Raw genomic sequence first — 13,590 nt, forward strand, 5'->3', positions numbered from 1 at the left:
AAAAAAGTATAATTATGTTGCTAAACTTTATTACTTGGACTGTAGACCCTGAAATTTTTTCTTTCGGTCCAATATCTGTTAGGTACTACGGATTGTTTTTTGCTATCTCGTTCATGTTAGGGTATAATTTGCTTGAGCGTATGTTTAAGTCAGAAAAAATTCCTTTGCCATGGTTAGAAAAGCTTTTTATGTACGTGGTAATTGCTACCATAGTAGGTGCTCGTTTAGGACATGTGTTTTTTTACGATTGGGCTTATTACTCCCAAAATATTGGGGAAATACTTATGGTTTGGCATGGTGGTTTAGCTAGTCATGGTGGAGCAATTGGTATAATATTAGCCATAATTATCTATTCTAAAAAGGTTACTAAGAAGTCGCCATTGTGGACGCTCGATCGCTTAATTGTGCCCATAGCATTGGCTTCATTTTTTATTAGAATGGGTAACCTAATGAATTCCGAAATTTATGGCCATGTAACAGAATTGCCATGGGGGATTGTTTTTGCTAACAATGGCGAAGATTTACCTAAGCATCCTACTCAGATTTATGAAGCATTAGCCTATTTAGCTTTATTTGGTCTTACATTATGGATGTATTGGAAAACCAGAGCTAAAGAAAGAACAGGTCTAATTTTTGGAACTTTCTTAATAGGATGCTTTGCCGCTCGATTCTTCATAGAGTTTGTTAAGGAAGATCAAAAAGCTTTTGAAGCTGATATGATGCTTAATATGGGACAGTGGTTGAGTATACCATTTGTTTTAGCGGGTATCTATTTAGTAGCAAAGGCACCGAAATTAATTGACAAAAAATAAAATTAAGTAAATGTTCAAGTGTAATAATTTTTGCACCTGTTTCATTTTTAAAAATATTCATAAGCCTGTTGAATTTTCAACGGGCTTTGTTGTAAATCATAAAGTAGTTCATCGAATAATTTGATACATATGTCGCAGACAATTTTTTATATCATCCTTACCCTAATAATAGTTGAATTCTTTTGGGATAGATTCTTACTCTATCTAAATACAACAAAATGGAGTTCTAAAGTTCCGAGCGAATTATCAGGTATTTATACTGACGAAGAATATGCAAAACAACAACGTTATTCAAAGGTAAATTATCAATTCGGATGGATCACAGGTACGTATTCCTTACTGCTTATTATTCTAATGATAAGCTTCGATGGTTTTGCATATGTTGATAATTGGGCTTTAAGCATCTCAGATAATCCTATTTTACGCGCGCTTATTTTCTTCGGAGTAATAGGTTTTGCATCTACATTATTAAATATTCCATTCTCTTTATACAGTACTTTTGTAATTGAAGAAAAGTTTGGCTTCAATAAAACGGATGCGAAAACCTTTGTGCTGGATATGCTTAAATCTCTTTTGATAGGAGCCATTCTTGGCGGTGGTATATTGGCTTTAATTATTTGGTTCTATACCGCTACGGGCATTTATTTTTGGTTGTATGCATGGGTATTAGTTACGGTATTCATGCTTTTTATAACAACTTTCTATACTTCATTATTGCTACCGCTTTTTAATAAGCAAACTCCTTTAGAAGATGGTGAATTGAAAAGTGCTATTCAGGCGTTCAGCGATAAAGTGGGCTTTAAATTGGATAATATCTTTATTATGGATGGATCAAAACGTAGTACAAAAGCCAATGCTTTTTTTAGTGGTTTGGGTTCGAAAAAGCGAATTGTATTATATGATACTTTAGTTAACGATTTGTCCGTTGAAGAAGTAGTTGGTGTTTTGGCTCACGAAATAGGCCATTATAAAAAGAAACATACTTTGTGGGGGATGATAATTGGCATTTTGCAAACTGGCGTAATGTTATTTATATTCTCACTGTTTGTTGGGTCGGCAGATTTGTCAGCTGCCTTAGGGGTAAACGCACCCGTATTTCATATTGCATTAATTGCCTTCGGAATTTTATACAGTCCTATATCTGGAATAAGCGGAATGTTTTCATCTATATTTAGCCGTAAAAACGAATACGAAGCAGATGCTTTTGCTGCGAAATACCATAATGCCAAATCACTTATTAGTGCGTTAAAAATAATCTCAGTTAAGGCGTTGAGCAATTTAACACCACACCCATTGTATGTGTTCTTTCATTATTCGCATCCGCCTTTATTGCAACGAATTGAAGCACTGAGAAAGTTTGAAAAATAATTCGGAATAATACTGAATGTGTATTTATAATAAAATAGATAAAGTCTATTGATTGCTTCCTGAAAATATTGGTAAATATGAAAATAGAAATTGTAACTATCGGAGATGAATTGTTAATTGGTCAGGTTATCGATACCAACTCAGCTTGGATAGGACAGCATCTAAATGAAGCTGGCTTCGAAGTTTCACGAATTAATTCAATAAGTGATTCTGAAGAAGAAATATTAAATGTGCTTGCAGAAAGTAGCAGTCGGTGTGATGTGGTATTAATAACAGGAGGTCTAGGGCCAACTAAAGATGATATTACTAAAACTACTTTATGTAAATATTTTGATACTAAATTAGTGCATAATGCGGATGTTTTTGATGATGTAAAACGTTTTTTAAAAGGTCGAGTTGCTAGTTTAAACGACTTTAATAAGCAACAGGCTTTAGTGCCCGAAAACTGTGAGGTTATTAGAAATGCAGTTGGTACCGCTCCAATAATGTGGTTTGATTATAAAAACACTATTTATGTATCGATGCCCGGTGTTCCATCAGAGATGAAGCATGTAATGAATAATTCAATTATTCCTCGTTTAAAAACTAAGTTTGGAGGAGCTGCAATTGTGCATAAAACCATTTTAGTTCATAGTATTCCTGAGGCTGTTTTAGCAGAAATGTTAGAAGATTGGGAGTGTGCTTTGCCTAGTTCTATAAGTTTGGCTTATTTACCTGCTCCCGGTCGTATTCGATTGCGACTAAGTGCAAGGGGGGAGGATGAAGGTGTTTTACAAAATAGTATACAAGAGCAAATTGATAAATTAGTCCCAATAATTGGAGATTCTATTTTGGCTTTCTCTGATGAATCAGTAGCCTCGATTCTAGCAAAATTATTTACTGATAAAGAGTTGACTTTGGCTACGGCTGAAAGTTGTACTGGGGGTAATATTGCCCATCAAATTACATCAATTCCCGGAAGTTCAGCTTTCTTTGTAGGTAGCGTTGTAGCTTATAGTAATGCTGTAAAACAAAATGTATTAGGAGTTAATTTCCTTGATATAAATAATTATGGCGCTGTTAGTGAACCTGTAGTTGAGCAAATGGTGCAAGGAGTTCGTTTAAGCTTAGGAGCCGATTATGCTGTAGCAACTTCAGGTATTGCTGGGCCTGATGGAGGTAGTGATGAAAAGCCTGTTGGAACGGTTTGGATTGCTGTATGTGACTCAAATAAAACAATAAGTAGATGCTTTAATTTTGGCACAATACGTGAAAGGAATATCGAAAGAGCGAGTGATATGGCTCTAGTAATGTTAAAAGAGTTGGTGGGTTAAGTTTTATGTTAAATTTTGTATTAATAGAATTATCACCAAAGCAAACCGTTTTTTCTATATAATTTTATGAAAATAATAAGCTGTTTGTTTGCTATTTATAATTAAAAACGCTTATTTTGCGCTCTGTTTGAAAATGTATCCGAAAAAACGGTTGAAAAAATGTCAAGAGTTTGTCAAATAACTGGAAAAAGGTTCTTAACTGGGAACAATGTTTCTCACTCTAAGAGAAGAACCAAAAGAAGATTTGATGTGAATCTATTTAAGAAGCGTTTCTTCTTAATGGAAGAGGAGCGTTGGGTTGACCTTCGTGTGTCAGCATCAGGTCTTAGAATGATTAACAAAGTTGGTTTATTAGCTGCTTTGAAATCCGCTAAGGAAAAAGGTTTTATAACTAAATTTTAAGGAGGACTAGAGAGATGGCTAAAAAATCAAAAGGAAATGCAGTTCAAGTAATTCTTGAATGCACAGAGCACAAAGAGAGTGGTATGGCTGGAACAAGCCGTTACATAACTGTTAAGAACAGAAAAAACACTCCCGATAGAATGGAACTTAAAAAGTATAACCCTATTTTGAAGCGTTATACTGTACATAGAGAAATCAAGTAAATCTTGTATTATGGCTAAGAAATCAGTAGCAACGTTACAATCAGGTGGTGGTAAAGGTCACACAAAAGTGATCAAAATGGTAAAATCACCAAAAAGTGGAGCATATTCTTTTAAAGAAGAAATAGTTACCAACGAAGAAGTAAAAGGTTATTTCAAAAAATAATTTGATATAACATTAGATATTATCAAAAAGGCTTCCTTTATTTAAAAGGAAGCTTTTTTGTTATGTGCTAACATAATATTTTTGTCTATCTTTAAACCTCAAATTATTGAAATAGGTAGCTGTGTAAAACAATTTAGTATTAATGTTTTGCACTTTTATTTGTCATCTAATAATTCCTTTAAGAATTAATATTAGAGGTAGAGATTAATTATTAAATAGAATATGGGTTTATTCGGAAGGTTTACAAAAGAAAAAAAAGAGAGCTTAGATAAGGGTTTAGCAAAAACCAAAGAAAGCGTCTTTAAAAAATTAACACGTGCTGTTGCCGGTAAGTCAAAGGTTGATGATAGTGTTCTTGATGAACTTGAAGAGGTTTTAATTACCTCTGATGTTGGTGTAGATACTACTATAAAAATTATTGAACGTATTGAGAAGCGCGTTGCAGAAGATAAGTTCTTAAGTACCTCTGAGCTAAATTCATTATTAAAAGAAGAAATTGCCAAGTTGCTTTCAGAGAATGAAGCACAATCTGTTGGAGATTTTCAATTACCAGAGAGTAAAGATCCATATGTAATTATGGTGGTAGGTGTTAATGGTGTTGGTAAAACAACAACCATTGGTAAACTCTCTCATAAGTTTAAAGCAGCAGGTAAGTCTGTTGTTTTAGGTGCTGCCGATACTTTTAGAGCAGCAGCTATTGAGCAATTACAAGTGTGGGCCGATAGGGTAGATGTACCATTAGTAAAGCAAACCATGGGTTCTGATCCTGCTTCGGTTGCTTTCGATACATTATCTTCAGCTAAATCGCAAAATGCCGATGTGGTAATTGTTGATACAGCCGGACGTTTACACAATAAGGTTAACTTAATGAATGAGTTAACTAAAGTAAAAAGTGTAATGAAAAAAGTGGTGCCTGATGCACCGCACGAAATTATTTTAGTATTAGATGGCTCAACCGGGCAAAACGCCTTTGAGCAGGCTAAAGAATTTACCAAAGCTACCGAAGTAAATGCTTTGGTAATAACCAAACTCGATGGAACCGCTAAAGGTGGTGTTGTAATCGGAGTTTCAGATCAGTTTCAAATTCCGGTGAAATACATTGGTATTGGCGAGGGAATTGATGATTTACAAGTTTTTGATAAAAATGAATTTGTAGATTCGCTTTTTAATTAGCACATCTACAAAAACAATATACTTGGCTACCTGTTTATTGGGTAGCCATTTTTTATGGAATAATATTTGAAGTTAGACATCGCGAAAAGCAATTGTCTTTTACTTATAAAAACGATATGAAGAAGATTGATGTAGTCACCCTAGGGTGTTCTAAGAACTTGGTGGATTCTGAAGCATTAATTCGCCAGTTTAAGGCTGGTGGATTTACAGTAGCTCACGATGCTGATAAGCCCGAAGGAGATATTGCCATTATTAATACCTGCGGTTTTATTGGCGATGCCAAAGAAGAATCTATCGAAACAATATTAGATTTTGCCGAAGCTAAAAAGCGCGGAAATCTAAAAAAGTTAATTGTTATGGGATGCTTATCTGAGCGTTACTCAGCACAATTAAAAGAAGAATTACCCGAGGTGGATGCCATATATGGTAAGTTCGATTGGAAACAAATAGTGGAAGACTTAGGGCAAACCTACCGAGCTGATTTAATTAACGAGCGTAGCTTAACAACGCCAGGGCATTATGCATACTTCAAAATATCAGAAGGCTGTAATCGTTCATGTTCGTATTGCGCCATCCCATTAATTACTGGTAAACATCAGTCAAAACCAATGGAACAGTTGGTCGATGAAGCCGAGAAACTTTCTGCTCAAGGTGTAAAAGAACTGCAAGTAATTGCACAAGATTTATCTTTTTACGGACTCGATATGTACAAGCAGCCTCGTTTGGCAGAGCTCACCAATCAAATTGCCGATGTAGAAGGTATTGGGTGGGTTCGATTGCATTATGCTTATCCTGCTGGCTTCCCTTATAACCTGTTAAAGGTGATGAATGCGCATCCAAATGTTTGTAATTATCTCGATTTAGCACTGCAACATATCTCCGACCCAATGCTTAAGGCCATGCGTCGACATGTTACTAAAGAAGAGACTTATAAACTTATCGAGCGCATCCGAAAAGAAGTTCCGGGTATCCATATTCGTACCACAATGATTACGGGTCATCCTGGCGAAACGGAGCAAGATTTCCAAGAGATGCTCGATTTTGTAAAAGAAATACGTTTTGAGCGTTTAGGTGTTTTCCCTTATTCACACGAGGAAGATACACACGCTTACCGTAACTACGAAGATGATGTACCGCAAGAAGTAAAGCAAGAGCGTGCTGATGCTATTATGCAGGTGCAAGAGCAAATTAGTTGGGAAATAAACCAAGAGAAAATTGGTAAAACAATGCAAGTAATTGTCGATCGCGAAGAGGAAGATTATTTCATTGGTCGTACTGAGTTTGATTCTCCTGAGGTCGATCCAGAGGTGCTTATTGAAAAAGACGCAGCTATTAAAGTGGGTACTTTCATCAAGGCCGAAATTACCGGAGCAGAGTCCTTCGATCTATTCGCAAAGCTAAGTAAGTAGCAACACAAAATAAATATTTGCCTTCAAACCTTTCTCATCGTAGTTTGGTTTGAGGGCAATTTTAGTATTAGGGCAGTTAAGCGGCTATCTGTTATAGCAAGCACTCTGCTTTACATTCTTTTATAGTCGTTGCGTGGGCTTCCTGCGGTCGCCTCCGCTCTCCATAAAAGAAAGGTAAACCAAAGCACTTACTGCCACTTCTATCCGCACTGCAGAACCGCATGTATAAACAAATTGGTTTAATTAATAATAAATCCCTCGGATGCTTTCTGTATTAGTACCCAATCTCTTAGTAAAATACAAGTGTGCTTTGTTATAGCTATAAAGTGACTGAGCTATACGAGTATTAGGTGGATCGCTATACTATTAATCAAAGCTTAATGTCAGTTGAACCATTTTCTTGGCGGGCAATTCTATTTCTTCTGATAAATTACTAACACTTAAACCCATTAAACGAACTGGTTGAGCGTAATCCACCTGACTCATTAATTCATAACTCAGAGCTGTTAAAGCAGACTTCTTACTAATGCTCGTTTCATAAGTTTTACTTCTGGTATTCTGAGTAAAGTCGTTATACTTAGTTTTTAGCGTAAGTGTTTTTCCATAGCGTTTGTTGCGTTCAATACGCTTCCATAAGCCCTCTATTAATAGGTTCATTTCAATTTCTCGTTCTTCTTCAGTAGAAATATCTTCATGAAAAGTATTTTCAATACCAATTGATTTCCTAACTCTATTGGTGATAACAGGCCTATCATCAATGCCCCTGCAAATGTTATAAAAGAAGTAACCCGATTTTCCAAAATGGTCAACTAAGCCATTCAAACTCCAAGCTTTCATGTCTTTACCTGTGTAAATTCCTAGACGTGTCATTTTTTCTCCAGTTTTAGCACCCACACCAAAAAACTTCTTAACCGGAAGGGTTTCAATAAAAGGAATAACCACTTCAGGTTTAATCAAAAATAGTCCGTTGGGTTTATCTTGGTCGGATGCAATTTTGGCCATAAACTTATTTACGCTTATACCTGCTGAAGCGTAAAGACCTGTTTCTTCAAAAATCCGTTTTTTGATTTCTTTAGCTATTAAAGTCGCCGACTTTAAGTTCTGTTTATTGGTGGTAACATCTAAAAAAGCCTCGTCTATACTCAAGGGTTCAACCAAATCAGTGTACTCGTGCATAATGGACATGATTTGTGCCGATACGCTTTTGTACACTTCAAATCGGTGCGATTGAAATATTAAATTGGGGCATTTCTTTAAAGCTTGTTTTGATGACATGGCAGAATATACACCAAATTTACGAGCTTCGTAACTTGCCGCGGCAATTACACCTCGTTTAGAGGGACTGCCAACGGCAACTGGTTTTCCTTTTAGATGCGGAAAATCGCGCTGTTCAACCGATGCAAAAAAAGCATCCATATCAATATGTATAATTTTCCGTGTCATTAATAATAATCAAGGATATTTGCAGGGCACAAAAATGGCTTTAACTTCGCACATTCGCAAGCAATTAAATTCTGATAAATCTGTATAAATAATTTGTTATATCATATATGTCTGATCAAGATGAAGTTGAGCACGTCGTTTCAAAAGATGGTTCAAGTACACTATATGTTCCGCACTTAAACGAGCATTATCACTCCACAAATGGTGCAGTTCAAGAATCGATGCACGTTTTTATTAATTCTGCTTTAAATAAGTTCGAAGGGGAGCAGGTTTCCGTCTTGGAGTTTGGTTTTGGTACTGGCCTCAATGCTTTCTTAACCCTTATAAATGCCAAGGCTGATGTTCATTATCACTCAATGGAAAAGTATCCATTGAATACTGATAAAATTGCATTATTAAATTATGGGCAAATAGAAGAGGGGAGGCATCAAGTTCACTTTAATAATTTGCATCAAGCTAATTGGGGCGAAGAAGCAGAAATAAAAGAAGGTTTTCATCTTTATAAGCAGCAGTGCGACTTTAAAACTGTTTTATTGGAACAGAAATATAATCTGATCTATTTTGATGCATTTGCACCAGATGTTCAGCCAATATTATGGACAAAAGATATTTTTAAGAAAGCCTATGAAGCTTTACTTCCCGGTGGAATACTAACAACTTATTGTGCTAAAGGCGTAGTAAGGCGAACTATGCAAGAAGTAGGATTTAGTGTGGAGCGCCTGCCTGGACCTCCCGGAAAAAGAGAGATGCTTAGAGCTACAAAGTAATTAAAGTTTTGAGCTTGTTTAAAGTAGTTAAAGACAAGTTAAAATGTTGCGAATTATGTGGTCTGCATGCTAGTGATGATGAATTTAAATATTATATTCGCACTTCGATTTTAATAAGAAAATAAAAATAAATGGATAAGTTAAGTTACGCGCTAGGTCTTAGCATCGCAGGTAACCTGAAAAGTTCAGGTGTTGACACAATTGATGTTGAATCTTTCTCAAACGGAGTAAAGCACCTAGTTGAAGGCGTTAAACCAGAAATTACTCAAGACGAAGCTACTACATTAATAAACGAGTTTTTTGCAGGTGTGCAAGCAAAACAGTTTGAAGCAAATATTAAAGCCGGTGAAGCATTTTTAGCTGAGAATGCTAAAAAAGAAGGTGTTACTGTTCTTGAAAGTGGTTTACAGTACGAGGTTATTACTGAAGGAACTGGTGAAAAACCAACTGCTACTAACCAAGTAAAATGTCATTACCACGGTACTTTAATTGATGGTACAGTATTCGATAGCTCAGTAGAGCGTGGCGAGCCTGCTACATTCCCAGTTAATGGTGTTATTGCAGGATGGGTTGAAGCTTTACAATTAATGCCTATTGGTTCAAAATGGAAATTAACTATTCCATCTAACCTAGCTTATGGTGAGCAAGGTGCAGGGCAACAAATCGGACCTCATACTACATTAGTATTCGAAGTTGAGTTATTAGAAATCGTTTAATCATTCAAACATAATAAATAATCAAATTATGCTTAAAAAGTTATTTTTAGGATTATGTGTTGTTGGAGTTCTTGCAACTTCATGTAATCAAGTTCCTGGTGCAGGAGAGGTTAAAATGAATAATGAAACGGATAGTGTTTCTTATGCATTGGGTTATATTATTGCAGCTAACATGAGACAACAATTATCAGGTCCTTTTGATACTGTTGACTTTAAAACAATGGCTAAAGCTTATGCTAATTCTCAACTTTCTGATCAAATGAAAGAGGGTTACGAGCAAAGTTTCGAAACTATCAACTACGAAGTATTTCGTTCGGCTTTCGTAAATCAATTAGGATATGATAAGTCATATTTTACTGAGGAGCAAGCAAACATGTTTTTACAAACAGCTTACCAAAAAGTACAAGATAAAAAAGCTTTAGAAGGTAACGACGAGGCTAAAGCAAACAAAGAAAAAGCTGATGCTTTTTTAGCTGAAAATGCTAAAAAAGAGGGTGTAGTTTCTTTACCTAGTGGATTACAGTATGAAGTAATGGTTCCTGCAACAGGAGCTAAGCCAACTACTGCTGACCAAGTTGAAGTTCATTACCATGGTACTTTATTAGATGGTACTGTTTTCGATAGCTCAGTAGACCGTGGTCAAACAGCTACTTTCGGTGTTACACAAGTAATTAAAGGATGGACCGAAGCATTACAATTAATGCCAGAAGGTTCTAAATACAAATTATTTATTCCTGCTGAATTAGCATACGGGTCAAGAGGTTCAGGTCAAATTGGACCAATGGAAATGTTAATTTTCGAAGTAGAGTTAGTAAGTATTGTGAAGTAATTTATATTACTCCTATATAGAATAAAGAGGAACTTTGGTTCCTCTTTTTTTGTTTATATATGCCAACTATTATCTCTCATCAAAGCATAGTAAATTCTTGTCCTATAATCTCCATTCTTGCGTAAATAATCATATCTTTGTTTCCGCAAAAATATAATCAATTATTTATTATGCTTAAAGCTGAAATACATACCGAAAAAGGGGTAATGAAGTTAGACTTATATGCTGACGAGACTCCTAAAACTGTAGAAAATTTTGTAAAACTTGCAAAAGAAGGATTTTACGATGGACTAGCATTTCACCGTGTTTTACCTGATTTCGTTATTCAAGGTGGTTGCCCTCATTCACGTGGTGGTGGTAGCTCAAGAGTAGGAACAGGTGGTCCTGGATATAGCATTGATTGTGAAACTTCAGCTGATAAGCAATATCACGATAGAGGTGTTCTTTCAATGGCACATGCCGGTAAAAATACTGGTGGTTCTCAATTTTTTGTTTGTCATAGCCGTAACAATACTGCTCACCTAGATGGTGCTCATACATGCTTTGGTAAAGTTTACGAAGGTTTTGATGTTATTGATGACATTAGAGAAGGTGACGGAATTGAAAAAGTAGTAATAATCGAAGAATAAAAATCAGTATGGATTTTAATTTAATAGGAAATATAGTAGTAGTAGAAAACGAGCAACAAATTAGTGCTTCTTTTAAAAAGCGTGAGTTTGTTATCGAAGTAGTAAACGAGAGAAATTCTGATTGGAATGATTTTATTAAATTTCAATTAACTCAAGATCGTTGCAGCCAAGTGGATGGTTTTAGCGTAGGAGAGCCAGTAAAGGTATCTTTTAATATTCGTGGTCGTAAGTGGGAGAAAGATGGTAAAGTAAACTATTTCTCAAATTTAGAGGCATGGCGTTTAGAAAAAGTGCAGCCTAATACAGCTCCTGATATGCCACCTCCAGCTTTTACTGAGTCTGAGGTTCCACCAGCTGGTCCAAATGAAGATTTACCATTTTAGTGGTTAAATAATATAAAATACAAAGGCTGTTGCATTGCAACAGCCTTTGTTATTTTATTAAAGCTTGCTTTATGCTAATCTATCTAAACCCGTTTTAATTCTAGTCATTGCTTCTACTAATGCATCGTCGCTAGTAGCATAAGAAAAACGTAAGCATTCAGGACTACCAAACGCATCACCTGATACGGTAGCAACGTACATGGTTTCTAATAAGTACAGAGCTAGGTCAGAAGCATTGTTAATAGTGTAATTTTCGTAACTCTTACCAAAGTATGAACTTACATCTGGGAATAAATAAAAGGCTCCTTGAGGCACATTCACTTTCATACCCTTAATTTCCTTAGCCATTTTCACAACCAAATTGCGGCGGCGTAAAAATACTTCTTTCATAGCTGCTGATGGCTCTTGTGTTCCTGTAAGTGCAGCAGCCGATGCCATTTGAGATATGGAACAAGCTCCAGATGTGTATTGTCCTTGTAATTTATTACAGGCATCAGCAATCCATTGCGGAGCAGCAATATATCCAATTCTCCATCCAGTCATGGCATATCCCTTAGAAACCCCATTCACAATAACTACTCTATCTTTTACATTTTCAAATTGAGCAATGCTTTCATGCTTGCCTTCAAAGGTGATTAATTCATAAATTTCATCAGAAATAATAGTTACATGTGGGTGTTTTGCAAAAACATCAGCTAAAGCTTTTAATTCATCTTTTGTATACAAATTACCCGTTGGGTTAGATGGCGAGCTGAACAAAAATATTTTTGTTTTTGGAGTAATAGCATTCTCAAGTTGTTCCGGTGTTATCTTAAAATCTTGCTCAATACCAGCCTTAATAACCACATTAGTAGCTTGTGATAAATTCACTATTTCAATATAGCTTACCCAATAAGGTGCAGGAATAATAACCTCATCACCAGGACCAACTAAACTTAAAATAATATTCGCGATGGATTGTTTGGCTCCATTACTGGCAACAATTTGAGAAGGAGAAAAAGAAAGGTTATTATCTCTTTTGAACTTTTCACAAACGGCTTCTCTCAAAACAGGTAAACCCGGAACAGGAGTGTATTTCGAGATATTATTATGGATAGCATCAATTGCTGCAGCTTTAATATGGTCGGGTGTATTAAAATCGGGCTGACCAATACTTAGGTTGATCACATCGTTGCCTAGTGCTTGTAATTCTCTACTTTTTTGAGACATGGCTAAAGTAGCCGACTCGTTTACGTTTGCCAATCTTTCAGATACTATCATTTCTATTCATTTTTATTAAAATACCGTTCTCATTTAACGGTATAAAATATGTCTATGCTTTAAGGCGCTATTTTATTTACTATAATTGGGTCTTTGTACTATAACCTATTGTTGCAAATGACCGTAATTACTATTAATTTCACCAAAATTTTAATTCCTTCGACAAAATTAATATTATAAATTTTTATGGAAACATTTTTAGACATCATTAATTGGCTTTTACCTTCATTAATAGTACTAATTGTGACTTTAGTATTGGTACGATGGTTTTTGAAAGCAGAAACTCAGCGCAGAAAGCAAGAGTTTTTATTAATGCGAAATAAAGATTTATTACCCATAAAGATGAGTGCATATGAACGTGTTACTTTGTTTCTTGAGCGTATAAGTGCTGAATCTATTGTTATGCGTGAGCAATCCAAAGCAGTAACAAGTAAAGATTTTCAAAGTGTTTTGTTAGGATCAATTAGAACTGAATACGAGCATAATATGGCTATGCAAGTTCATATTTCACCCGATACTTGGCATTTGGTAAAGAATGCAAAAGAAGAAATGATTAGAACTATTAATATTTCGGCAACTATGGTAGAGCCCGAGCATTCATCAATGGGTTTGGCAAAAACTATATTAGAGCAGTTTCCTAATACTACATCTTATCATTTTAAAAAGGCTCTAGATGGCTTAAAAGCCGATGTTCAAACTTTTTATAGTTAACAAAACAAT

The 13,590-nt window shown here is 35.5% G+C and carries 16 protein-coding genes; 14 read left to right on the top strand and 2 right to left on the bottom strand.

Features of this window, described 5'->3' with window-relative positions; all coding sequences use genetic code 11:
* Window positions 1-14: 14 nt before the first annotated feature.
* The 8 genes from lgt to rimO all read left to right on the top strand — a co-directional run bounded on the left by lgt (window position 15) and on the right by rimO (window position 6,843).
* Window positions 15-812, top strand: a complete 798-nt coding sequence (gene lgt, locus A8B35_RS17980) for a prolipoprotein diacylglyceryl transferase (protein WP_171973235.1) — start codon at window positions 15-17, stop codon at window positions 810-812.
* 129 nt (window positions 813-941) lie between these two features.
* Window positions 942-2,180 (top strand): M48 family metallopeptidase, encoded by a 1,239-nt coding sequence (locus A8B35_RS17985; RefSeq protein ID WP_075603587.1) that lies wholly within the window; start codon window positions 942-944, stop codon window positions 2,178-2,180.
* A gap of 77 nt (window positions 2,181-2,257) precedes the next feature.
* Window positions 2,258-3,493 (top strand): CinA family nicotinamide mononucleotide deamidase-related protein, encoded by a 1,236-nt coding sequence (locus tag A8B35_RS17990; protein WP_075603588.1) that lies wholly within the window; start codon window positions 2,258-2,260, stop codon window positions 3,491-3,493.
* A gap of 159 nt (window positions 3,494-3,652) precedes the next feature.
* On the top strand, window positions 3,653-3,895 hold the full coding sequence (gene rpmB, locus A8B35_RS17995) for a 50S ribosomal protein L28 (protein WP_075603589.1): 243 nt from the start codon (window positions 3,653-3,655) through the stop codon (window positions 3,893-3,895).
* Window positions 3,896-3,909: 14 nt separating this feature from the next.
* Window positions 3,910-4,098, top strand: a complete 189-nt coding sequence (rpmG, locus tag A8B35_RS18000; protein WP_075603590.1) for a 50S ribosomal protein L33 — start codon at window positions 3,910-3,912, stop codon at window positions 4,096-4,098.
* A gap of 10 nt (window positions 4,099-4,108) precedes the next feature.
* A complete protein-coding gene (locus tag A8B35_RS18005) occupies window positions 4,109-4,261 on the top strand; it encodes a DUF4295 domain-containing protein (protein WP_075603591.1) in 153 nt (50 codons plus the stop codon).
* Between the two features lie 222 nt (window positions 4,262-4,483).
* The gene (ftsY, locus tag A8B35_RS18010; protein ID WP_075603592.1) at window positions 4,484-5,434 is read left to right on the top strand and encodes a signal recognition particle-docking protein FtsY; all 951 of its coding nucleotides are present in this window, start codon (window positions 4,484-4,486) and stop codon (window positions 5,432-5,434) included.
* A gap of 116 nt (window positions 5,435-5,550) precedes the next feature.
* Window positions 5,551-6,843: a 30S ribosomal protein S12 methylthiotransferase RimO gene (gene rimO, locus A8B35_RS18015; RefSeq protein ID WP_075603593.1), complete on the top strand. Its 1,293-nt coding sequence runs from the start codon at window positions 5,551-5,553 to the stop codon at window positions 6,841-6,843.
* A gap of 366 nt (window positions 6,844-7,209) precedes the next feature.
* Here the strand turns inward: rimO and dinB are convergent, their stop codons facing one another.
* Complete coding sequence (dinB, locus tag A8B35_RS18020) at window positions 7,210-8,286, bottom strand: DNA polymerase IV (protein ID WP_075603594.1); 1,077 nt, start codon at window positions 8,284-8,286, stop codon at window positions 7,210-7,212.
* A 107-nt stretch (window positions 8,287-8,393) separates the two neighbouring features.
* Here dinB and mnmD point away from each other — a divergent pair, with 107 nt between their 5' ends.
* The 5 genes from mnmD to A8B35_RS18045 all read left to right on the top strand — a co-directional run bounded on the left by mnmD (window position 8,394) and on the right by A8B35_RS18045 (window position 11,610).
* On the top strand, window positions 8,394-9,053 hold the full coding sequence (gene mnmD, locus A8B35_RS18025) for a tRNA (5-methylaminomethyl-2-thiouridine)(34)-methyltransferase MnmD (protein ID WP_075603595.1): 660 nt from the start codon (window positions 8,394-8,396) through the stop codon (window positions 9,051-9,053).
* A gap of 131 nt (window positions 9,054-9,184) precedes the next feature.
* Window positions 9,185-9,769: an FKBP-type peptidyl-prolyl cis-trans isomerase gene (locus A8B35_RS18030; RefSeq protein ID WP_075603596.1), complete on the top strand. Its 585-nt coding sequence runs from the start codon at window positions 9,185-9,187 to the stop codon at window positions 9,767-9,769.
* A gap of 28 nt (window positions 9,770-9,797) precedes the next feature.
* Entirely contained in the window at window positions 9,798-10,598 is an 801-nt protein-coding gene (locus A8B35_RS23775) for an FKBP-type peptidyl-prolyl cis-trans isomerase (protein WP_075603597.1), read from the top strand.
* A gap of 137 nt (window positions 10,599-10,735) precedes the next feature.
* Window positions 10,736-11,227, top strand: coding sequence for a peptidylprolyl isomerase (locus tag A8B35_RS18040; protein WP_262506974.1), 492 nt, complete (start codon window positions 10,736-10,738; stop codon window positions 11,225-11,227).
* Between the two features lie 8 nt (window positions 11,228-11,235).
* On the top strand, window positions 11,236-11,610 hold the full coding sequence (locus A8B35_RS18045) for a DUF3127 domain-containing protein (protein ID WP_075603599.1): 375 nt from the start codon (window positions 11,236-11,238) through the stop codon (window positions 11,608-11,610).
* A 69-nt stretch (window positions 11,611-11,679) separates the two neighbouring features.
* Here A8B35_RS18045 and A8B35_RS18050 read toward each other — a convergent pair whose 3' ends face one another.
* A complete protein-coding gene (locus A8B35_RS18050; protein ID WP_245820816.1) occupies window positions 11,680-12,870 on the bottom strand; it encodes a pyridoxal phosphate-dependent aminotransferase in 1,191 nt (396 codons plus the stop codon).
* A gap of 186 nt (window positions 12,871-13,056) precedes the next feature.
* On the opposite strand from A8B35_RS18050, the gene A8B35_RS18055 reads away from it, so the two are divergent.
* Window positions 13,057-13,581, top strand: a complete 525-nt coding sequence (locus A8B35_RS18055) for a DUF7935 family protein (protein ID WP_075603600.1) — start codon at window positions 13,057-13,059, stop codon at window positions 13,579-13,581.
* Window positions 13,582-13,590 lie beyond the last annotated feature (9 nt).

This window comes from Saccharicrinis aurantiacus (assembly GCF_001660705.2).
GTDB lineage: Bacteria > Bacteroidota > Bacteroidia > Bacteroidales > Marinilabiliaceae > Saccharicrinis > Saccharicrinis aurantiacus.

Bases quoted from the DNA above. Each gene is read 5' to 3' on its own strand.
- A8B35_RS18055 (WP_075603600.1), top strand. From the start codon at position 13,057: ATGGAAACATTTTTAGACATCATTAATTGGCTTTTACCTTCATTAATA.
- lgt (WP_171973235.1), top strand. From the start codon at position 15: ATGTTGCTAAACTTTATTACTTGGACTGTAGACCCTGAAATTTTTTCT.
- A8B35_RS23775 (WP_075603597.1), top strand. From the start codon at position 9,798: ATGCTTAAAAAGTTATTTTTAGGATTATGTGTTGTTGGAGTTCTTGCA.
- A8B35_RS17985 (WP_075603587.1), top strand. From the start codon at position 942: ATGTCGCAGACAATTTTTTATATCATCCTTACCCTAATAATAGTTGAA.
- rpmG (WP_075603590.1), top strand. From the start codon at position 3,910: ATGGCTAAAAAATCAAAAGGAAATGCAGTTCAAGTAATTCTTGAATGC.
- A8B35_RS18030 (WP_075603596.1), top strand. From the start codon at position 9,185: ATGGATAAGTTAAGTTACGCGCTAGGTCTTAGCATCGCAGGTAACCTG.
- A8B35_RS18005 (WP_075603591.1), top strand. From the start codon at position 4,109: ATGGCTAAGAAATCAGTAGCAACGTTACAATCAGGTGGTGGTAAAGGT.
- rimO (WP_075603593.1), top strand. From the start codon at position 5,551: ATGAAGAAGATTGATGTAGTCACCCTAGGGTGTTCTAAGAACTTGGTG.
- A8B35_RS17990 (WP_075603588.1), top strand. From the start codon at position 2,258: ATGAAAATAGAAATTGTAACTATCGGAGATGAATTGTTAATTGGTCAG.
- A8B35_RS18050 (WP_245820816.1), bottom strand. From the start codon at position 12,870: ATGATAGTATCTGAAAGATTGGCAAACGTAAACGAGTCGGCTACTTTA.
- A8B35_RS18045 (WP_075603599.1), top strand. From the start codon at position 11,236: ATGGATTTTAATTTAATAGGAAATATAGTAGTAGTAGAAAACGAGCAA.
- mnmD (WP_075603595.1), top strand. From the start codon at position 8,394: ATGTCTGATCAAGATGAAGTTGAGCACGTCGTTTCAAAAGATGGTTCA.
- rpmB (WP_075603589.1), top strand. From the start codon at position 3,653: ATGTCAAGAGTTTGTCAAATAACTGGAAAAAGGTTCTTAACTGGGAAC.
- ftsY (WP_075603592.1), top strand. From the start codon at position 4,484: ATGGGTTTATTCGGAAGGTTTACAAAAGAAAAAAAAGAGAGCTTAGAT.
- dinB (WP_075603594.1), bottom strand. From the start codon at position 8,286: ATGACACGGAAAATTATACATATTGATATGGATGCTTTTTTTGCATCG.